This window comes from Brevundimonas sp. UBA5866, from assembly GCF_002432125.1.
Taxonomy (GTDB): domain Bacteria; phylum Pseudomonadota; class Alphaproteobacteria; order Caulobacterales; family Caulobacteraceae; genus Brevundimonas.
In genome coordinates, this window is sequence record NZ_DJFS01000084.1 from 7053 (window position 1) to 27992 (window position 20940).

Here is a 20940-nt window from a genome sequence, read left to right on the forward strand (position 1 = left end):
GGCCCGTGGCGCGGACACCGACGAGGCCCGTGCGCGGGCCGCAGAGGCTGCCAAAAAGGTCAATCCTGTCAAAGCCTAAGACCACGGTTCTACGACCTTAGTCGCGCATCCGGATAACGACGGTTGCGCGACACCCTATTTGAGGTCCAGTCTTCCCGCGAAGACCGTCTGATAAGGCGGCGTGGGAGGATCAGTCTTGGGTAAGTTGAAAACCGTCCTGATTTTCGGGGCCATCGCCATTATCGGCGCGATATCGGTCGGGGTTTTGGCCCTGCACAAGGGCGAGAGCATCAGTGCGGTCTGGATGGTGACCGCCGCCCTGTGTGTCTACGTCATTGCCTATCGGTTCTATGCCAAGTTCCTGGCCTGGNNCTGCGTTTGCCCGGCCTACAACTTCTTGGTCGTTTCACCCCGCATAAGTGATCTCCATTACAGAGTGTTGTAAATAACCGGTTACCCCTCTGCTTTCTGACGTAACAACATTGTTAAAACCCGCCGCCTGATCTAGAAACAAAATGTAACATCTTCCTGCCTCAGCCAACGGAAAACGACAGTGCAAAACTCAGGGAAATACCTTATTTGGGCATTGCTCGCGGTAATAGGAGCTTTTGCCCTCGGCTATATCGCACTTAATCGGGGTGAACAGATTAATGCCTTATGGATTGTGGTGGCAGCCGTCTGTATCTATCTGATCGCCTATCGCTTTTATGGGCAGTACATCGCCCGCAACGTGCTGGCGGTGGTGAGGACCCGCATGACGCCCGCCGTACGCCATAACGACGGGCTGGACTACGTTCCCACACCGAGAAACGTTCTGTTCGGTCACCATTTCGCGGCCATTGCCGGTGCCGGTCCTCTGGTCGGGCCCGTGCTGGCGGCGCAGATGGGTTATCTGCCGGGTATGCTGTGGATCCTGATCGGCGTGGTGGTCGCAGGGGCCGTGCAGGACATGCTGGTCCTGTTCATGTCTACCCGACGCGACGGCAAGTCGCTGGGCGACATGGTCCGTACCGAAATGGGGCCCGTCCCCGGCATCATCGCCCAGGTCGGCGTACTGATGATCATGGTGATCATTCTGGCCGTGCTGGCACTGGTGGTCGTCAAGGCGTTGGCCGAAAGCCCGTGGGGCACGTTCACCGTCGCCTGCACCATTCCCATTGCCATCTTCATGGGGCTGTACACCCGCTATATCCGGCCCGGCCGTGTGGCAGAGGTATCGACCATCGGCGTCGTGCTGCTGATCGGTTCGATCATTCTGGGGGGACAGGTGGCCTATCACCCCATTTGGGGGCCGGCCTTTACCCTTTCCGGCACGACCTTGGCCCTGTCCATGATGGCCTACGGGTTCCTGGCCTCGGTCATGCCCGTATGGCTGCTGCTGGCTCCGCGTGACTATCTTTCGACCTTCCTGAAAATCGGCGCGATTGCCGCTCTGGCGATCGGCATCCTGATTGTCCGCCCCGAACTACAGATGCCCGCCATCACCCAGTTCATCGATGGCTCGGGTCCGGTCTTTTCCGGTGCCCTGTTCCCGTTCCTGTTCATCACCATCGCCTGCGGTGCCGTCTCGGGTTTCCACGCCCTGATTTCATCGGGCACGACGCCCAAGCTGCTGGAGAACGAGAACCAGATCCCGTTCATCGGCTATGGCGCGATGCTGTGTGAAAGCTTCGTGGCGGTCATGGCCCTGATCGCCGCCTGTGTGCTGGATCCGGCGGTCTATTTCGTGATGAACAGTCCGGCTGCGGTCATTGGCACCGATGTGACCTCTGCCGCCGCAGCCGTGGCCCAGTGGGGTTTCCACATTACGCCCGAAGCCTTGGACCAGTTGGCAAGGGATGTGGGCGAGCATTCCATCCTGTCGCGTGCAGGCGGTGCGCCAACCCTCGCCGTCGGCATGGCCCACATCCTGTCCAGCGTGATCGGCGGACAGGCCATGATGAGCTTCTGGTACCATTTCGCCATCCTGTTCGAGGCCCTGTTCATCCTGACCACGGTCGATGCGGGCACCCGCGTCTGCCGCTTCATGATCCAGGACCTGCTGGGCGTGGCCGTGCCCAAGATGCGCAACACCCAAAGCTGGACCGGCAATGTGATCGCCACCGCGCTGACGGTCGGTTTGTGGGGTTATTTCCTGTACGCAGGCGTGGTTGACCCGCTAGGTGGCATCAACAGCCTGTGGCCGCTGTTCGGCATCGCCAACCAGATGCTGGCGGCGATTGCCCTGATGCTGGGCACGGTCGTGCTGTTCAAGATGAAGCGGCACAGGTTCGCGTGGGTTTCAGCCGTTCCGGCGGCTGCCCTGCTGGTATTTACCCTGACCGCCGGCTTCCAGAAACTGTTCCACCCCGACATACGCGTCGGCTTCCTGTCCCACGCGTCCCACTACAAGAGTGCGATGGAGGCGGGCGAACTTCTGGCACCGGCCAAGTCGGTCGCGGACATGCAGCACATCATCTTCAACGACTATGTGAATGCGGCCCTGTCGGCAGGCTTCCTGTTCGTGGTGCTGACCATTCTGGTCTACTCCATCGGCGCTTGCCGCAAGGCACTGGCCAATCCGCAGCCGACGGCGGTGGAAATTCCGTCCGAAGCCGAACTGGCACAGGAGGCCCCTGCCCGTGCTTAAGGCCAGCCTGCCGGAGGCCCTGTGCGACTGCCGCGACATCTTGACCCGCTGGGGCAAGGATGCGCGGCGGACCGCCAGCCTGATGATCGGTCAACCGGACTATGACGCCTATGTGGCCCACGCCCGTGCGGCCCATCCCGATCAGCCCCCGATGGACCGAACCGCCTTCTTCCGTCTGCATGAAGCGAGACGCTTCGGTGCAGGCGGCGGGTTCAAATGCTGCTGATTCTTGAACGCCCCCCCCCCGATCCCGCCTTGCGGGGTCGGGGTTGCTGTTTTTTGGACGAAAAAACAGTTCCTGTAACTGATGTTCGCCATCTGTGAGCGCCCAAGGCTTGCAAGTCCGCGCTCATCGTCCCATTGAGACGCCAAACTTTCGTCGTTCCTGACTTGGAGATCCAACCATGACCGTTCGCGTCGCCATCAACGGCTTTGGCCGTATCGGCCGTCTTGTTCTTCGCTCGATCGTCGAGCATGGCCGCAAGGACATCGAGGTCGTGGCGATCAACGACCTGGGTCCGGTTGAGACCAACGCCCACCTGCTGCGCTATGACTCGGTCCACGGCCGTTTCCCGGGCACCGTCACCTCGGGCGAGGACTGGATCGACGTCGGCACCGGCAAGATCAAGGTCACCGCTGAGCGCGACCCGTCCAAGCTGCCGCACGCAGAGCTGAAGGTCGACATCGCTCTGGAATGCACCGGCATCTTCACCTCGAAGGAAAAGGCTTCGGCCCACCTGACCGCAGGTGCCAAGCGCGTTCTGGTTTCGGCTCCGGCTGACAACGCCGACAAGACCATCGTCTTCGGTGTGAACCACGAAACCCTGACCGCAGAAGACATCGTCGTCTCGAACGCTTCGTGCACCACCAACTGCCTGGCCCCGATCGCCAAGGTCCTGAACGAGCTGGTCGGCATCGAGCGTGGCTACATGACCACCATCCACGCCTACACCGGCGACCAGCCGACGCTGGACACCATGCACAAGGACCTGTACCGCGCCCGCGCCGCAGCCCAGTCGATGATCCCGACCTCGACCGGCGCTGCCAAGGCCGTGGGTCTGGTTCTGCCGGAACTGAAGGGCAAGCTGGACGGCTCGTCGATCCGCGTCCCGACCCCGAACGTCTCGGTCGTTGACCTGAAGATCGTCGCTGGTCGCGCCACCACCGTGGAAGAAGTCAACGCCGCTCTGGAAGCTGCTGCCAACGGCCCGATGAAGGGTGTCCTGTTCACCACCAAGGACCCGCTGGTTTCGATCGACCTGAACCACGTCGCTGCCTCGTCGACCGCTGCCCTGCCGCAGACCCAGGTCATCGACGGCACCCTGGTGCGCGTGCTGAGCTGGTACGACAACGAGTGGGGCTTCGCCACCCGCATGTCGGACACCGCCCTGCAGATGGCCAAATTCCTGTAAGAACGAACTGCAAGAGCCCTCTCCTTCGGGAGAGGGCTTGAGCGCCCAAGAGCCGAAGGCGATTGGCTGCGCGAAAGGGTAAGGGGTTGCCGCTATGCAGTCCGACCGCACGGCTTTGGCTAGAGGATTGCGACAGCGGTCCGGATTGGCCGAACAAAAGGTCTGGGCTCAACTCTGTGCTGGAAAACTCGACGGCCTCAAATTTCGTCGCCAGCATCCGGTCGGACGCTTCATTGCTGATTTCGCCTGCGAACGTCTGAAACTCATACTCGAAATCGACGGCGGCGTTCATGACCGCGACGATGTCGCTCTGAACGACCACTTACGACAAAAAGAACTGGAAGCCTTGGGCTGGACGGTTCTGAGATTTTCAAATCGGCAGGTGCTCGAAAATTTCGACACGATAGCCGATGCTGTCAGGGCACACGCCCGTCTGATCCTGTCCGACTACGGCTAAGGCCGACTGATCTGTTAGACCCTCATCCGGCCCTGCGGCCACCTTCTCCCGGCGGGAGAAGGGATATCACTGGAATGCCCTCATGACCTTCCGCACTCTCGACGACGCTAAAGACCTTTCCGGCAAGACCGCCCTCGTCCGCGTGGACTTCAACGTTCCGATGGAGAACGGCGCCGTCACCGACGACACCCGTCTGCGCGTGGCCCTTCCGACCATCAACAAGCTGCGTGACGCCGGTGCCAAGGTGGCCCTGCTGGCCCACTTCGACCGTCCCAAGGGCGAGCGCGTGCCGTCCATGAGCCTGAAGCCGGTCGTCGAGCCGCTGGAGAACCTGCTGGGCGCGCCGGTCCGTTTTGCCGACGACTGCATCGGCGATGAAGCCAAGACCGCTCTGGCCGATACCGACGCTGGCGGCGTGGTGCTGCTGGAGAATGTGCGCTTCCACAAGGGCGAGGAAAAGAACGACGCCGACTTCGCCAAGGCTCTGGCCGAACTGGGCGACATATACGTCAACGACGCCTTCTCGGCGGCCCACCGCGCCCACGCCTCGACCGAAGGTCTGGCCCGCATCCTTCCGGCCTATGCCGGTGAGTCCATGCGCCGCGAACTTGAAGCTCTGGACAAGGCTCTGGGCACGCCGGTCAAGCCTGTGATCGGCATCGTCGGCGGTGCCAAGGTTTCGACCAAACTGGACCTGCTGAAGAACCTCGTCGCAAAGCTGGACTACCTCGCCATCGGCGGCGGTATGGCCAACACCTTCCTGCACGCCCAGGGCGTCGATGTCGGCGGCTCGCTCTGCGAGAAAGACCTTGCCGATACCGCCCGCGAGATCATGGAAGAAGCCCGTCAAAAGGGCTGCGAGCTGCTGCTGCCGGTCGATGTGGTGGTGGCCAAAGGCGTCAAGCCGGGCATCGAGTCGGGCGTACGCGCTCTGGACCGCATCGCCGCTGACGACCTGATCCTCGACGCCGGTCCTGAAACCGTTGCGCGTCTGACCCGCGCGATGGGCCTGTCCAAGACCCTGATCTGGAACGGCCCGCTGGGCGTGTTCGAGGTTCCGCCGTTTGACGCTGCGACCGTGGCCGCCGCCAAGGAGGCCGCTTCGCTGGCAACCGCCGGCAAGCTGACGGCTGTGGCCGGTGGCGGCGATACCGTGGCAGCGCTGAACCACGCTGGCGTGGTCGAAGACATGACCTTTGTCTCGACCGCTGGCGGTGCCTTCCTCGAGTGGATGGAAGGCAAGGCACTGCCGGGCGTCGAAGCCCTTCGCGCCTGATTTTGCTTATGGGACGGAAGCCCTGTGCCTCCGTCCCTTTTCTTATAGTCCGTATAACGTGACTTCACGGCGAACCCGCTGTAAGTCCGACCTTAAAGACACACCGTTTCTGGAGACCTCTGATGGCACGCATCACCCTGCGCCAGCTGCTCGATCACGCCGCTGAAAACGACTACGGCCTGCCCGCCTACAACATCAACAACATGGAGCAGGGTCTGGCCATCATGGAGGCCGCCGACGCCGTCAATGCGCCGGTCATCATCCAGGCCTCGCGCGGTGCCCGCTCCTATGCCAACGATGTCGTTCTGGCCCGTCTGATCGACGCGCTGGTCGAGCTGTATCCGCACATTCCGGTCTGTATGCACCAGGACCACGGCAATGGTCCGGCCACCTGCGCCACCGCCATTCAGTACGGCTTCACCTCGGTGATGATGGACGGCTCGCTGGAAGAAGACGCCAAGACCCCGGCATCCTACGAGTACAACGTGGACGTCACCCGCCGCGTCACCGAAATGGCCCACTCGTGCGGCGTTTCGGTCGAAGGCGAGCTGGGTGTTCTGGGCTCGCTGGAAACCGGCATGGGTGAAGCCGAAGACGGCCACGGCTTCGAAGGCAAGCTGGACCACTCGGCCCTGCTGACCGATCCGGACCAGGCTGTCGAGTTCGTGAAGGCCACCAAGGTGGACGCTCTGGCCATTGCTATGGGCACCTCGCACGGCGCCTACAAATTCACCCGTCAGCCGGACGGCGAAGTGCTGGCCATGAACGTGATCGAAGAGATCCACCGTCGCCTGCCGAACACCCACCTGGTCATGCACGGCTCGTCGTCGGTACCGCAGGAACTGCAGGACATCATCAACGCCTATGGCGGCCAGATGCCGCAGACCTGGGGCGTGCCGGTCGAAGAAATCCAGCGAGGCATCAAGAACGGCGTGCGCAAGGTGAACATCGACACCGACAACCGCATGGCCATGACCGGTGCCATCCGCAAGCTGCTGACCGAAAAGCCGCACGAGTTCGATCCGCGCGCCTATCTGAAGCCTGCCAAGGAAGCCATGCGCAAGCTGTGCCAGGAACGCTACCTGCAGTTCGGCTGCGAAGGCATGGCGGACAAGATCAAGCCGCTGTCCACCGCCCAGATGGCCAAGCGCTATGCTTCGGGTTCGCTCGACCCGCAGATCGGCTAAGTCACCACCTGATCTGATGGATATGAAAGACGCCCCGCAGAATGAACTGCGGGGCGTTTTCTTTACCAGATACCGTAGCGTCCACCGACGGCGCGGATGACACTGCGGGTTTCGCGTTCGACGATCCTTAGCTCGTCCTCGGCCCGGCGTGCGTCCCTACGGGCATCGCCCAGTTCTTCTCGAACCTCGCGGATACGATCCCTGATCCGATCGCGCTCTTCACGGCTCAGCCCTTCCTGGCGCAGTTCCCTTTCCTTGGCGTCCAGCTTGTCGGCACGGTCCCGGATGCGTGCTTCTGCAGATCTCAGCGCGCTCTCCGCATTCGACAGGGCGCTTTCAGCCTCATGGATCATGACCCCATCCTGATAGGCAGGAAGGAACTCCCGTTCCTGTGCAGGGGTACAGACGCCGTAATAGGTCGAAGCGCTGCGCCCCGCGCGAAATCCGTTTTCCCATGTGCAATAGGTACGTAAGCCCTCCTCGCGCGCGGAAAAATAGGCCGGAACATTGGGCGTCACGCCCACCTTGGCGCAGGCCTTGGCATGGTCCTCCAGACGACTCTCGCGCTGCCCGTTCAAGCCATCTTGATAGCCCTTACCGCCCCAGTCACCGACAAGACATTGCTCTTGCGACATGGACGCACAGCCCGACAGCCACAACACCCCGCCCAGTGCGGCAACCATCCCCCAAACGATCTTCATCTTGTCGTTCCCGCTTCCACCGGCGCACTACGCGACGACACCCAAGCCGTGCTATCTCGCCTTATGACTGATGAACACCTGCTGATCGACGACGAAAACCCCGCATCTGTGGGAGAAGAAATCCTCACCGCCGATATCAGCGCTGCCGGTGTTCGTCTGGACAAAGCCCTGGCCGAAGCCTTCCCGTCTCTGTCGCGCGCCCGCCTCCAGTCATTGCTGGCCGAGGGAGCCATCAGCAAGGATGGCGTTATCCTGACCTCGGGCAAGGCCAAGGCACAGGCCGGAACCTATCTGATCGCCCTGCCGCCCGTTGCTGCTGCCGATCCCGAGCCGGAAAACATCCCCCTGACGGTTCTGTACGAAGACGAGCATTTGATCGTCATAGACAAGCCTGCAGGCATGGCGGCCCACCCTGCCCCCGGGTGCGAGACCGGCACACTGGTCAATGCCTTGCTGCATCACTGCGGAGACAGCCTGTCCGGCATCGGCGGTGTCGCACGTCCCGGCATTGTCCACCGGCTGGACAAGGACACATCCGGCGTGATGGTGGCCGCCAAAACCGATGCTGCCCATCAGGGACTATCCGCCCTCTTTGCCACGCATGATATCGAGCGCACCTATATCGCGCTGGTGCGCGGCTGCCCTTCGCCTGACAAAGGACGGATCGAGACCCTGATCGGCCGCTCGCCGCACGACCGTAAGAAAATGGCTGTGCTGAAAACATCGGGACGTCAGGCCATCACCGACTACGTCGTACAGAAACGCTATGGAATCCCGGCAAAGGCCAGTGCCGCACCTCTGGCTTCAAGGGTGGCCTGTACCCTTCACACAGGCCGCACCCACCAGATACGTGTTCACATGGCCTCAAAGGGTGCCCCCCTATTGGGCGATCCTGTCTATGGCTCCGGTGCTCCGGCATTGGCCATTCGCAACGCACTGGAAGATTTGAACTTTACACGTCAGGCCCTCCACGCCGCCGTGCTCGGTTTTGTTCACCCCGTCACCGGAACTTCGCTCCGGTTTGAAACCTCCACGCCCCCGGATATGCAGGCTCTGGAACAACGCCTCGATGCGCTTGATTAGAAACAAGCTCTGTGCTAGTTACCAATCAATAGTCGAGCAATGATCCGCTCTGTCGCCAGAGACATAAAAAAGGCCATCAGGCCGCGTTTTTGCCTCTTTAAATTCATGCAACGGATCACCACCTCGAACCATTGAGAGGCGAGGAAGTGGTGCACCGTTGTGGCCACAGCCGAAGTGCCTGCTCTTGCAACGGTCGGAGGGACCACATGGCCAACACTACTTTGACGGTGATGTCGCCTGAACAGGGGCTATCGCGTTATCTGTCGGAAATCCGCAAGTTTCCGATGCTCACCAAGGACGAAGAATTCATGCTCGCCAAACGCTGGAGCGAGCATCAGGACCCGGAAGCGGCCCACCGTCTGGTGACATCACACCTTCGCCTCGTCGCCAAGATTGCGATGGGTTATCGCGGCTACGGCCTGCCGATCGGCGAAGTCATTTCCGAAGGCAACGTCGGCCTGATGCAGGCCGTCAAGAAGTTCGACCCTGACAAGGGCTTCCGTCTGGCCACCTATGCCATGTGGTGGATCCGCGCCTCCATCCAGGAATACATCCTGCGTTCGTGGTCGCTGGTCAAAATGGGCACCACGGCCGCCCAGAAGAAGCTGTTCTTCAACCTGCGCAAGGCCAAGAGCCAGATCTCGGCCTTCGAGGATGGCGACCTTCGTCCGGAGCATGTTGAACATATCGCGACCCAGCTCGGCGTGACCGAGCAGGACGTGATCGACATGAACCGCCGTCTGTCGGGCGATGCCTCACTCAACGCACCCATGCGCGCTGACGGTGAGTCCGAGTGGCAGGACTGGCTGGCCGATGACGAAGCCGTCTCCCAGGAAACCCGCCTCGCCGACGACGAAGAGCGCGACATCCGCATGTCGCTTCTTCAGGAAGCGATGGAAGAGCTGACCGACCGTGAGAAGCACATCCTGACCGAACGTCGCCTGAAAGACGATCCGGTCACGCTCGAAGAGCTGGCCTCGCAGTACGGTGTCAGCCGTGAACGTGTCCGCCAGATCGAGGTCCGCGCCTTCGAGAAGCTGCAAAAGGCCATGCAGGCCGCCGCTCTGGAACGCAACCTCGTCAACGCCTGACGACCTCTTCCCCCTCCCCCGAAGCGAAAAGGGCGACTGGATCACTCCAGCCGCCCTTTTTTCTTATCCTGCCCGCGAGACACCCAGATCAGGTGCCAGCGCCAGCACCGCCTTAACCGGCCCCATCAATTGGCCCAGACTGTTACGTCCCAGATCAAGTTCGGCCTCCAGCCCGACAGCTGCCAGTGCCAGATTGGTATCGCCCGTTTTCACCGCCAGACCCTTCAGGGTGCGGGCCTGTTCACGGATCGCCCGCACCGCCTGCGCGGGGTCATTCGAAAACTGTGTCAAAGCCGACGCCAGAATTCGCATCGCCTGATCGCGGATCGAGTCAAAGGACGGCGCGGAATCATTATCCGCCTTGCGTTTGCGCGGCCCCGCATAGTCGGTGGAGTTAAACCGGCGCCGGTCCGGTCCCACATAACCCACCGCCTCGACCCAGTCGCGCGGCTTGGTCGCTAGATTTTCAATACGACGGTACAGGTCGCCGCTTGTGAACGGTTTGCGCAGGAACTCGTGAATGCCTGCATCGCGGGCACCTTTGATCGACGATGCCGTTGCATCCGCCGTCACCATGATGATCGGCGCACGGCGCGATGACAGTGACGAGCGCCGGATGCGCCGCGCCAGATGCTCTCCATCCAGACGCGGTCCCTTCCGCTCCAGAATAAAGAGGCCCGGTTCCATTTCGCGGGCCAGATCAATCACCCGCGCCTCGTCCGCCTCTATCGCCGCGTCACGGCAACCAAAGCCTTTCAACAGGTCGGCCATCAGCTTGGCACCTGCCGGATTTGGATCAACGATCACGACCCGACGGACCACGGGCGCGATCTTCTGCATGGATTTGGTGTCTAGAGCGAACAAAGGCTGACCTCCTGTCAGAAGGCCAGCCTTATCCGCTACCGGTTAAGCTTAGGTTGTCCGATACGCTTGTTATGCGTCCTATCCCAGGAAAGGATCGCGCATCAGGATGGTGTCGTCCCGCTCCGGACTGGTCGACAGCAGCGCCACCGGCGCACCGATCAGTTCCTCGATACGGCGCACATATTTGATAGCATTGGCGTTCAGGTCCTTGAAGCTGCGGACACCGCCGGTGCTCTCGCTCCAGCCTTCCAGCTCCTCGAACACCGGCTCCGCCGCCGCCTGATCCTTCAAGCTCGACGGTAGGTAATCCAGAACCTCGCCATTGACCCTATAGCCAACGCAAATCTTCAGCGTCTTGAGGCCATCCAGCACGTCCAGCTTGGTCAGGGCGATCCCGTGGATGCCGTTGATCGCCACCGATTGGCGCACCAGCACCGCATCGAACCAGCCACAGCGGCGCGCACGGCCCGTGTTCACACCCACCTCGCGGCCAACGGTCGCCAGATGCTCGCCGATCTCGTCGTTCAGCTCGCAGGCGAACGGCCCCTCACCCACGCGGGTCGTATAAGCCTTCACGATACCCAGAACATAGCCGACACCGCTGGGGCCAAGACCCGAACCGGCGGCGGCCTGACCGGCCACGGTGTTGGATGATGTCACATAGGGATAGGTGCCGTGGTCAACGTCGAGGAACGCGCCCTGCGCCCCCTCGAACAACACGCGCTTGCCGGCCTTCTTGGCCTGGTCCAGCACGCGCCACGCCGGCTTCACATACGGCAGGATCTTCGGCGCGATCTCCAGCAACTGCTTCAGCAGCGCTTCCGGATCAATCGGCTCCAGCCCCAGACCCGCACGCAGCGGATCGTGGTGCGAGCGCAGGCGGTCGATCTTGACCTTCAGGTCGTCCTCGTTCGCCAGATCGCAGACGCGGATAGCGCGACGGCCCACCTTGTCCTCATAAGCCGGACCGATACCGCGACCGGTCGTGCCGATCTTGGCTCCCGGAGCCGATGCCGCCGCCTCACGCGCCACGTCCAGCGCAGGGTGGATCGGCAGGATCAGGCAGGCATTGTCCGCAATCGTCAGGATATCCGGACCGATATGGACGCCCTGCGCCTCGATCTTCTCGATTTCGTTGACGAGGTGCCACGGGTCCACGACCACGCCATTGCCGATGATGGACGGCTTGCCCTGCACCACGCCCGACGGCAGCAGCGCCAGCTTGTAGACCTTGCCATCGACCACCAGAGTGTGACCGGCATTGTGGCCACCCTGAAACCGGACAACCATATCCGCACGATTGGATAACCAATCGACGATCTTGCCTTTGCCCTCGTCACCCCACTGGGCGCCGACTACCGCAACATTAGCCACTGCACTGATCTCCGCGAGTAAAACGCGGTAGCAGCCTATAACCCCTGAATCGGCCCCTGTCGCGTGAAGAAGCGGCCTTTATACGATTTCACCAGCTGCCGTCTCGAAAGCCCATTCCAGCCACGGACCGGCAGCCACGACATCAGCCGTCTCGACCGTGCAACCGCACCACAGACGAAGCCCCGGCGGCGCATTGCGGTGCGGCTCCATGTCATAGACCGCCCCCTCGCCTTCCAGAAGCGCCTTGAACCGCTTCACAAAGGCCTTCTGCCCCTTCTCGTCCAGCGCCGCCACGCGGTCGTCGGTGAACTTCAGACACACCGAAGTCGTCGAGCGGATCTCCTCACGCTGCGGCAGGAAATCGATCCACGGCGTCCGCTCCACCCATTCGGCCAGCGCGGCATAGTTGGCATCCGTCCGCGCGATCAGGGTCTTGAGCCCGCCGATCGACTTGGCCCACTCCAGTGCATCCACCCAATCCTCGATGGTCAGCACCGAAGCGGTATTGATCACCACACCATCGGCCAGCGCACGGTCGAACTTCCCGTCCTTGCCCGTCAGGCGCAGCACCTTGGGCACAGGCCACGCCGGCACATTCTCGTCCAGACGCGCCACCGCCCGCGGCGACAGCACCATCACGCCAATACCGGCCTCGCCGCCCAGCGCCTTCTGGAAGCTGAAGGTCGTCACATCCAGCTTGTCCCACGGCAGGTGTTGGGCAAAGGCCGCCGACGTCGCGTCACAGATGCTCAGCCCCTCGCGGTCTGCGGCAATCCACTCCCTGTCCGGCACCTTCACGCCCGAGGTCGTCCCGTTCCACGGAAACACCACGTCGGTGGACCAGTCCACGACCGACAGGTCCGGCAATTCGCCCCACGGGGCCTTCACCACCGTAGGGCTCAACTTCAGGTGGTCGCGGACATCCGCCGCCCACGTCAGGCCGAAATTCTCATAGGCCACCACCGTCACCGGACGCGGCCCCAGCATGCCCCACAGCGCCGCCTCCACCGCGCCCGTATCCGAGCCCGGCGTATAGACCAGCACATAGTCCTCCGGCACTTCGAGGATGTCCTTGGTCAGCTTCAGCGCATAGGAAAACCGCTCCGCCACCTCCGGCGCGCGGATACCGCGGCCCTGCAGGTTCTCCGGCAGCTTCGCGGTCGAATAGCCCGGACGTTTCGCCGTCGGCCCCGCAGAAAACCACGGACGCGCAGGCTTCACTACAGGCTTGGCAGTCATGGGCGGCAATCCTCGCACACGGGTGGCACAGCAAGAGACTCACCACCACAGAACAAAGATTGCCTTACGCCATCACTTCGTCGGCGTGTAGGGCCGATTTTTGCGCCAATCCTCGGCAAACCGGACCAGCAGTTCATCCTGCTCTTCCGGCAGCGTCACCATCAGCTTGGCCAACAGGTCCCCGCGACGCCCGTCCGCATAGGCCCCGCGCCCTTTCAGACGCAGCACCTTGCCCGAGTTCGAACCCTTGGGGATGCTCATCATCACCTTGCCCTCGGGCGTCGGCACCGGAACCTTCCCGCCCAGCACCGCATCGGGCACCGACACCGGAAGGTCCATGTGCAGATCGGCTCCGTCACGACGATACAGCGGATGCGGCAGGATCCTCAGCTCGATCAGCGCATCGCCCGACTGGGTCCGCCCCGGTGCACCCTGCCCTTTCAGGCGCACCACCTGACCGTCCGACGCGCCCTTGGGGATGGCCACATCCACCATCCGCCCGTCCGAGAACTGGATACGGCGCGTGGTTCCGGCAATCACTTCCTCAAGGCTGACTTCCAGCGTGGCGCGGATATCCTGCCCCTTGCCGCTGCCAAAGCCACGTCCCCCGCCACCGAAACCGGCAAACAGGTCGGCCAGATCGATATCCTCGAACCCGCCACGGTTGCCCGAGCCGCCAAAGCCCGAGAATCCGCCGCCAGCCCCGCCACGCGCACCGCCGCCAAAGCCACGGAACTGCTCGCGGCCATCGGCATCGATCTCGCCACGGTCGTATTTGGCCCGCTTCTCGGCATCACCCAGCAGGTCAAAGGCCGCCGTCACACGCTTGAAGCGCTCCTCGGCCGCCTTGTCCCCGGGGTTCTTGTCCGGATGCAGTTCTTTCGCCAGCTTGCGAAAGGCTTTCTTGATCTCGTCGGCACTCGCGCCTTTGGAAACGCCAAGTTCCTTGTAGGGATCACCAGCCACGCTCGTTGCACTCCGGGGTTCTGAAAAACACTCCCCCGTCAGTTAGGGCATCCCAGCCCCTTCTGAAAGAGGCAGATGTTTACACGATCAAACGCGCCTCATCGCCCCATCCCCAACCCGCGCCCCACTGGGCCACAGCAAGGGCAGCCCCTACCGGCCAGCCTTGCGGAAAATCCGCTGCCTGCAAGGCATCGGCATAGAGGGCCTGCGTCCCCGCAACCTCCCACTCCCGCACCACGACTTCGCCCTGCATCACGCGGACACGAAAACGCAAAGCCTCTGCATCGACGGCCTCCGCCTCCCAGCTGTCGCCTCGTGCCACACACGGCACCCACGACAGACGCAATCCATCGTCCACCAGCTCCAGCTTCAGATGCACCGGACGCCACGGCATCCGCGCCCGTGCTGTCCACACGCCTTGGCGCTCGCTAAAGCGGCTCCCCGCCGGTGCCAGCCCCTTTGGTCCCGCCCGCCACAGGCGCAGCAGACCGCGCTCGCCCTCATCGACCTCCAGCCTCGGCATCGCTCGCGACAGGACGACAACACCCGCCCCTGCCACAGCACCCCGCTCCGCTTCTGCAACCGTTCCCAGCCGCCCCCGCAACAGTTGCGACAACTCCCAGACATCGCCAGCCACCAGCCGCGCCTCGCAGAACTGGACAATCTCCCAGCCCGCCCCGCTTTCAACGGCCAGCGCATTTGCACCGTCCAGCACCGCCCCCACGCCAAGGCTCTGCAAGCTCCCCCCGCCCAGCCTCAGCCTGATCCGGTTCACCCGATCACAGCGATCCACAGGCCCAGCCGCCAACGGCGCAACCAACTCGCCCACAGTCGTAGGCTCGTCCACATCCGCCCTCGCCGTCAAAGCGCCAGCATCCGCCCCGCCATGAACCGTCATCGGCCACCAAGGGTCCGCCGCCACAGCCACGACCGGACGCGCATCAACTTCCTCGCCGGGCAAGGCTGGCAAATCCAACACCCGCATCCACGGCGCGCCGACCACTTCCAGCCCGCCACCACCGCCCTTCCAGTCCTCCTCGGCATCCTCCAGCGGCACCTCGACCACGGGCATCAGCTCCGCCTGAACCGTCTCCTCATAGGCTACCCGCCCCACGCGCCAGCGACCATCACGCCCCTCCAGCGTCACCACGTCACCCGCCTCAAGCAGCAAGCCCTCCAACGGCCCCAGCCGAACGCTCACCGTCTCGCTCTCAACTGCCCCCAGCACGCGGCGCGCCGCCGTCCGCGCCAAGCCCGACGACACCACCATCGGCAGGTCCACATCCAGCACATCCCCCAGCGGTGCTGCCCCCTCGCCACGCGGCTCGATCCGGTCAGAGCGCACAATCACCGCGCCGGTTTGATAGGTCTGCTCCTCGCTGATGAACCGTACGCGCACACCTTGCGGTCGATCCTGCAACGCCCGCTGACAGACCACTGCCCCGCCATCTTCAGGCAGGGCCAGCGCCCCCAACGCCAGTTCCGTCTCCGCCGCAACGGCCCCGGACACCACAATTGTCCCGCTCTTTTCGGACGCCACCGCCCCCAAGGCCGTCAGCACAGACCCAAGCGCCGCCCGCGTCGTCATAGGCCGGTCGATCACCAGCCCCGCAACCGTGCCCTCCAGCCCCTCGATGCGGTAATCGCCCTCAGCCAGTCCGGCCCGTTTCAGCAAGGCCGACACAATGTCCGCGACCTGCCCCTGCATCCGGCCATTCAGCCAGTGTCCTGTGCGCCACGCCCCCGCATCGGCCCACAGATCATCCCGAGCCGGAAACGCCGGATAGGGCCGCGCGTCCCAGCACCAGGCATCTGCCCCCTCCAGCATCCTGCGGCCATAGACCGCCGACACCGGATTGTTCACAGGGTCATCGAAATGCCCCAGCATCGCCTCCAGCAAGGCCCGCTGCATCCGGTCATCCCGCGCCCCCGTCGAATGGGGCGGCAAGGCATTTTCCGAGCTTTTCGGATCGACAAACAGGTTGGGCGCATTGCCCCCGCGATCCACCGCCGCACAGCCGAACTCCGTCAGCCTTACAGGCTTCATCCCGGGCACCCACGCGGTCGGCTGCGCCTGCCGCACGCCCGCAACGCGCTCATAATGGCGGTTCGACCACCACCCCTTCAGGTCCTTGACCCGCCAGACCCAGTCCTCACCATACGCCCCATCAAGGATGGGCGTCCGCACCTGCGCCGCCTCGTCCGCCGCGCTGGCATAGTACCAGTCATAGTCGCGCCCACCGGCCACCTGCCCCGCCAGATAGGCCACATCCCACGGCCCCTCGAAGGCCTCGGCATCCACGCCGCCATCACCCGCGCGCCAATCCCCCATCGGCGGGTACCAATCGATCCCCACGAAATCGATATTCGGATCGGCCCACAGCGGATCAAGGTGAAACCGTACCTCTCCCGCGTCCCTCAGGCCGGCATATTCCGACCAGTCCGCGGCATAGCCCAGCTTCACGCCCGCACCTGCCTCGTCCCGACATTCCGCTGCCAGCGCCTGATACCGCGCCCCCGCCGGAAACCCCCCCGCCGCATCCCGCGTCAGGGTCAGCCCCCGCATCTCCGAGCCGATAATCAGCCCGTGCGCGCCTTCCTCCCGCGCGATCCGCGCATAGTGCAGCGCCTGCCGCCTCAAACCCCAGCCGTCAGCCGCGCCGAACACAGCCGCCACATCCGCCGCCGCATCGGCCCCATGACGTCCCGCCACACGCCCGCGCCACGGATAGCCCTCGCAATCCATAAAGACGAACGGATAGATCACCACTTCCAGCCCGCGCCGCTTCAGCGCACGAATGGCCTGCCGCACCGTCTGGTCCGACGGCGTCCCGCCATAGGCCACCGCCCCATCCACCCTAGAGATCAGGTGCGCGTCCGAGCGATCCAGCCCCGCCACACCCCACTCCAGCGGATCGGTCGGCTTGTCACGACGCTCCACCCCCGGCTTGATCCGGCATTGTGCGGCCTGCACATCCGTCCCGAACCACCCGACGACCAGATTGACCCGCTTCACATTCGGCAACTGCGCCGTCAGCTGGTCCAGCGACACCTCAAGGTCCGCCCGTCCCTGCCCCGATCCCGCATTCTCCGGCACCGAACGGACAAAGCTCTCGCGCCTCAGCACCACCTCATCGGCCAGACAGAACTCTCCCGCACCGGGGATCAGGCACACCCCATCCAGACGGTCCTCCAGCCTCGGCGCGTCACCCCGCGCGCGACGGAACACCTCGAACGACAGCTGCGGCACCCGATCGCCATAGGCCTCAAGGGCAAGGTCCTCGAACACCACATAGGCCGTCCCGCGATAGGCGGGGGCCTCCACCTCGATGGCCTCGATCAGCGGGTCCGGCGTCTGGTCCTCGCTCCCGCGATAGACCCGCCACGTCACCCCGTTCAGGTCCATCGGCATACCGTCGGCCCAGACACGGCCCACACCGTCGATCTCGCCCTCGCACAGCGCCACCGCAAAACTCAGCGAGTATCGGTAATCGACCGTCTTCTGCCCGCCCTTGCCGCCCGAAGACTTGTGCTTGCTCTCTAAAAAGCGCGCGGCCCAGATCACCTGCCCCGTCACCCGCGCCCGCCCGAACACACAGGACATCGGCGCACCTTCCGCCGAGCCTTGTATCTTCAAGCTCTCCAGCCTCGGGCCGATCTGTCGCGCAGGCTGCAAGCTGGCGACGATCTGGTTGTCGATCATCCCGCCAACCATCCCGCCCAGCGCCGCCCCGATCGGGCCGCCCAGAAACCCGCCCACCATCGTCAGTGTCGTACTGGCCATGACCTATTCCCCCTGCTCCGGCCAGCCGAACACCGCCACCAGCCGCCTCTGCCACCACTGGCCCATCCAGCTTTCCACCACCGAACGCGCCCAATAGGCGTGGATCATCCTCGGCTCCGGTCCCGACAGGTCCGACACCACGGCGCAATGCTTGGCGACACTCCCCGCCTCCATCCGGAACAGCAGCACATCCCCGAGCGCCATCTCCTCAACCGGCTTCTCGACCAGCCATCGCCGCGCCGCGTCCCACAGGGTTTCCTCGCCCCCCATCTCGGCCCACTCGGGGCGATAGGGCGGCACCGCTTCCGGCTCCTGCCCATAGGCTTCGCGCCACATCCCGCGCACCAAGCCCAGACAGTCCGCGCCCACGCCCTTCTCGCTGGCTTGATGCCGATAGGGCGTCCCCAGCCACCCGCGCGCCCGCGCGGCCATAAGCTCGCCCCTCATCGACGGCTCTTGCCGTTGTGACGCACACCCGCCTGCGGTCGCGTCAGGATGAAGTCATCCCCCGGCACATCCGGAAAGCCGCGAAAGTTCAGCCCGTTACCGAACACCCTGACACAGGTTTTCCACGTCCTGTCACAACGCCGCCCATCAATCGCCTCTGCCGACAGACCACAGCGCCCGTCCCCCAGCACCGCATCGCAATCGCGCCCATAGGTCCGCCCCACCACACGATCCAGCTGCGCCATCGGCCCTTCCAGATCGGCAACAAAGGCCCCCGCCTCGCGCCGGATGCGATTCAGCCTGCCCGCCCACAGACACACCCGCGCCGAAACATCGGCCCAGTCCACACGCCACAGTTCCACCCGCGCCGCATCGAACCGTCCGCCCAGAATGTCCTCCTCGCCCAGCGCATCTCCATCCAGCGCCCCCGACGCAGACCAGCCCCCCGCTTCCAGCCCGACCTGCGCCTCGCCCGTTCCGCGCGCCCACGCGCTTCCCGCGCGACACTGCACGCCTTCAAAAACCAGATCGCGGTCATGGTCGGTAAAGCCCATCCGGCTCCCGTCGCGACATTCCAACAGCCAGACATGACACAGCCTCGCCGCGCCGCTCTCCACCCGCTCGGCCAGCGCCCCTTCCAGTTCCCGCATCCATCCCCCGAACACAAAAAAGGGGAGCCACCGGCTCCCCTATCCATCCCTCGTCACCGCGCTCACGCGCCGCGTATTTCCACCAGCGGCACCGCCGCCATCCGCCCCGCCTCGAAACTCTCCAGCGTGACTTCCAGCCGATCCGTGTCAAAGCGCACCGGCGTATCGAACCAGAACCCCGCCGACACCACCGTTCCCGCCTCTGGCGCAAAGCCCAACGTCACCTCACCCGTCGCCGTATCGACCTCAAAATCTGTCGTCTCCACGCCGTCCACCGCCACGCGCACCGTGCCGTCCACCGGCTTGGCAATCACACGCCTCACCGCGCCGTAGGCCTTCACCAGTACAAACCGAGTCTGCGCTCCATCTCCGGCACCAATCACCTGATCGGTCGGTGTCACCTCGCCCGACGGCGCACAGGATTTGAAATCGGCAAAGTCCTTGAAGCGAAAGCCCCGCAACCGCCCCTGCCGCGCCTCGAAAAAATCCGTCAGCGCCGCCATATCATCCAGGGATCTCAGACCTGCCCCGATCAGATAGCGCCTGCGCCCCGTCGCCCACGGCGTCGATCGACGCTCATATCCCGACGCCAGTTCCACCACCTCGGTCCGGCGCTCCACCCCGCCGGTCGATCCAAACGCCAGTCGCGCAGGCAGCCTTACTTCGTCAAACATAGTAATCCTCATAACCAGTGCTTGCAGTTGCCTTACAGCTGCGCCACTCTTCCGCCCCATTTCGGCTTTTGCCGATTTCCCATCAGGAGATGACCTTGCGCGGCGAGATCACCAGCTACGACGAGATTTCGAACACCGGTTCGATCAAGGGTCAGGACGGACAGCCCTATCTGTTCGCCCGTCACGACATCCACACCGGCAGCGAGATCAAAGTCGGTCAGGCCGTGGACTTCGTCCCGACCGGTTCCACAGCAACCCAGATCGTCATCCTTGGCGACGCCGTGGCTGCCTCTGTCGATCCTGCGGCGGCCTTCGGTACAGCTGCGGGCGCAGGCACAGCCTCTGCGGCCCCCATCGGATCCGGCTACGACTGGCAATATGCCCTGCTGAAATTCGACGGTCGTCTGCGCCGCCAGGACTTCTGGATCAGCTTCCTGATCATCCTGGGGGCCAGCATCGTCGGCGGGATAATCCCGATCATCAATCTCTTTATCGGCCTTATCCTGATCTGGCCCAGCGTCGCCATCATGTCCAAACGCCTGCATGACATGGGCAAGAGCGGCTGGCTCGCCGTCGTGCCCTATGCTGGATGGTTTGTCGGTTTGATTGTCATGTTTGTCGGCGGTGCGGGTGCCTTCATGGCTGCCGCCGCTACGGGCGACGCCGGCGCTGCCGCCGCTGCCGGCGGTATCGGTGCTATCGGCCTCGGTATCCTGATCATGATGATCACCAGCCTCGGCTTCCTGATCTGGATCGGCGTCACCGACAGCCAACCGGGGACCAACCAATACGGTCCCAACCCCAAGGGCCTCTGATCCACCGACCATACCGAACCAAAAGGGCAGCCCACCGGCTGCCCTTTTTTATGGCATCAGCGCGCTCCCAGCGCCGCCGCCCGCGCCATCATCCGTGCCACCTGCGCCTCGGACCTCAGCAGAGCCTGCGGACCTCCATCCACCGTCACATTCACCACCACAAACGCCGCCCCGCCCACAGGCTGCACCGAACCTCCAACACCGGGCCTGAACACCTCCGGCCCGCGCTCACCGACCAGATAGGCCCCGCCCGCCATCACAGGCCCGCCCTCGGCCCGCGCACCGGAAAAC

At 63.7% G+C, this 20940-nt stretch carries 18 protein-coding genes and 1 pseudogene; 9 read left to right on the top strand and 10 right to left on the bottom strand.

Annotated features, from left to right (window positions below):
* Positions 1-553 precede the first annotated feature (553 nt).
* From B3H86_RS11375 to fba, 6 genes are all read left to right on the top strand, one after another.
* Positions 554-2629 (top strand): carbon starvation CstA family protein, encoded by a 2076-nt coding sequence (locus tag B3H86_RS11375; RefSeq protein WP_292053980.1) that lies wholly within the window; start codon positions 554-556, stop codon positions 2627-2629.
* On the top strand, positions 2622-2855 hold the full coding sequence (locus B3H86_RS11380; protein ID WP_349679859.1) for a YbdD/YjiX family protein: 234 nt from the start codon (positions 2622-2624) through the stop codon (positions 2853-2855). The genes B3H86_RS11375 and B3H86_RS11380 overlap by 8 nt, the downstream gene beginning before the upstream one ends.
* 178 nt (positions 2856-3033) lie before the next feature.
* On the top strand, positions 3034-4041 hold the full coding sequence (gene gap / locus B3H86_RS11385) for a type I glyceraldehyde-3-phosphate dehydrogenase (RefSeq protein WP_292053981.1): 1008 nt from the start codon (positions 3034-3036) through the stop codon (positions 4039-4041).
* Between the two features lie 94 nt (positions 4042-4135).
* Positions 4136-4498 carry an endonuclease domain-containing protein gene (locus tag B3H86_RS11390; RefSeq protein ID WP_292053983.1) on the top strand — a complete coding sequence of 121 codons (363 nt, stop codon included), beginning with the start codon at positions 4136-4138 and terminating at the stop codon, positions 4496-4498.
* Positions 4499-4580: 82 nt separating this feature from the next.
* Complete coding sequence (locus B3H86_RS11395; protein ID WP_292053985.1) at positions 4581-5774, top strand: phosphoglycerate kinase; 1194 nt, start codon at positions 4581-4583, stop codon at positions 5772-5774.
* A 122-nt stretch (positions 5775-5896) separates the two neighbouring features.
* Positions 5897-6961 (top strand): class II fructose-bisphosphate aldolase, encoded by a 1065-nt coding sequence (gene fba, locus B3H86_RS11400; RefSeq protein WP_292053987.1) that lies wholly within the window; start codon positions 5897-5899, stop codon positions 6959-6961.
* Positions 6962-7023: 62 nt separating this feature from the next.
* Here the strand turns inward: fba and B3H86_RS11405 are convergent, their stop codons facing one another.
* Positions 7024-7662, bottom strand: a complete 639-nt coding sequence (locus B3H86_RS11405; protein WP_292053988.1) for a DUF2799 domain-containing protein — start codon at positions 7660-7662, stop codon at positions 7024-7026.
* Between the two features lie 63 nt (positions 7663-7725).
* Between B3H86_RS11405 and B3H86_RS11410 the strand changes: the two genes are divergently transcribed.
* Both B3H86_RS11410 and rpoH read left to right on the top strand, forming a co-directional pair.
* Complete coding sequence (locus tag B3H86_RS11410; protein ID WP_292053990.1) at positions 7726-8745, top strand: RluA family pseudouridine synthase; 1020 nt, start codon at positions 7726-7728, stop codon at positions 8743-8745.
* Between the two features lie 206 nt (positions 8746-8951).
* Positions 8952-9836 carry an RNA polymerase sigma factor RpoH gene (rpoH, locus tag B3H86_RS11415; RefSeq protein ID WP_292053992.1) on the top strand — a complete coding sequence of 295 codons (885 nt, stop codon included), beginning with the start codon at positions 8952-8954 and terminating at the stop codon, positions 9834-9836.
* A gap of 63 nt (positions 9837-9899) precedes the next feature.
* Here rpoH and B3H86_RS11420 read toward each other — a convergent pair whose 3' ends face one another.
* The 8 genes from B3H86_RS11420 to B3H86_RS11455 all read right to left on the bottom strand — a co-directional run bounded on the left by B3H86_RS11420 (position 9900) and on the right by B3H86_RS11455 (position 19834).
* Positions 9900-10700 (bottom strand): response regulator, encoded by an 801-nt coding sequence (locus B3H86_RS11420; RefSeq protein ID WP_292053994.1) that lies wholly within the window; start codon positions 10698-10700, stop codon positions 9900-9902.
* 78 nt (positions 10701-10778) lie between these two features.
* The gene (locus B3H86_RS11425; protein ID WP_292053996.1) at positions 10779-12074 is read right to left on the bottom strand and encodes an adenylosuccinate synthase; all 1296 of its coding nucleotides are present in this window, start codon (positions 12072-12074) and stop codon (positions 10779-10781) included.
* A 78-nt stretch (positions 12075-12152) separates the two neighbouring features.
* Positions 12153-13313 carry a phosphoserine transaminase gene (locus B3H86_RS11430; protein ID WP_292053998.1) on the bottom strand — a complete coding sequence of 387 codons (1161 nt, stop codon included), beginning with the start codon at positions 13311-13313 and terminating at the stop codon, positions 12153-12155.
* 72 nt (positions 13314-13385) lie between these two features.
* The gene (locus tag B3H86_RS11435) at positions 13386-14279 is read right to left on the bottom strand and encodes a DnaJ C-terminal domain-containing protein (protein ID WP_292054000.1); all 894 of its coding nucleotides are present in this window, start codon (positions 14277-14279) and stop codon (positions 13386-13388) included.
* A gap of 79 nt (positions 14280-14358) precedes the next feature.
* A complete protein-coding gene (locus B3H86_RS11440) occupies positions 14359-18063 on the bottom strand; it encodes a baseplate multidomain protein megatron (protein WP_292054002.1) in 3705 nt (1234 codons plus the stop codon).
* A 3-nt stretch (positions 18064-18066) separates the two neighbouring features.
* Positions 18067-18510, bottom strand: coding sequence for an NlpC/P60 family protein (locus tag B3H86_RS11445; protein ID WP_292054004.1), 444 nt, complete (start codon positions 18508-18510; stop codon positions 18067-18069).
* On the bottom strand, positions 18507-19160 hold the full coding sequence (locus tag B3H86_RS11450; RefSeq protein WP_292054006.1) for a baseplate hub protein: 654 nt from the start codon (positions 19158-19160) through the stop codon (positions 18507-18509). Before B3H86_RS11450 ends, B3H86_RS11445 begins: the two co-directional genes overlap by 4 nt.
* A 62-nt stretch (positions 19161-19222) precedes the next feature.
* A complete protein-coding gene (locus B3H86_RS11455; protein ID WP_292054007.1) occupies positions 19223-19834 on the bottom strand; it encodes a DUF2460 domain-containing protein in 612 nt (203 codons plus the stop codon).
* A gap of 95 nt (positions 19835-19929) precedes the next feature.
* On the opposite strand from B3H86_RS11455, the gene B3H86_RS11460 reads away from it, so the two are divergent.
* The gene (locus tag B3H86_RS11460; RefSeq protein ID WP_292054008.1) at positions 19930-20649 is read left to right on the top strand and encodes a DUF805 domain-containing protein; all 720 of its coding nucleotides are present in this window, start codon (positions 19930-19932) and stop codon (positions 20647-20649) included.
* 56 nt (positions 20650-20705) lie between these two features.
* Here the strand turns inward: B3H86_RS11460 and B3H86_RS11465 are convergent.
* Positions 20706-20940 (bottom strand): annotated as a pseudogene (locus B3H86_RS11465) (phage tail tape measure protein); the annotation flags it as partial.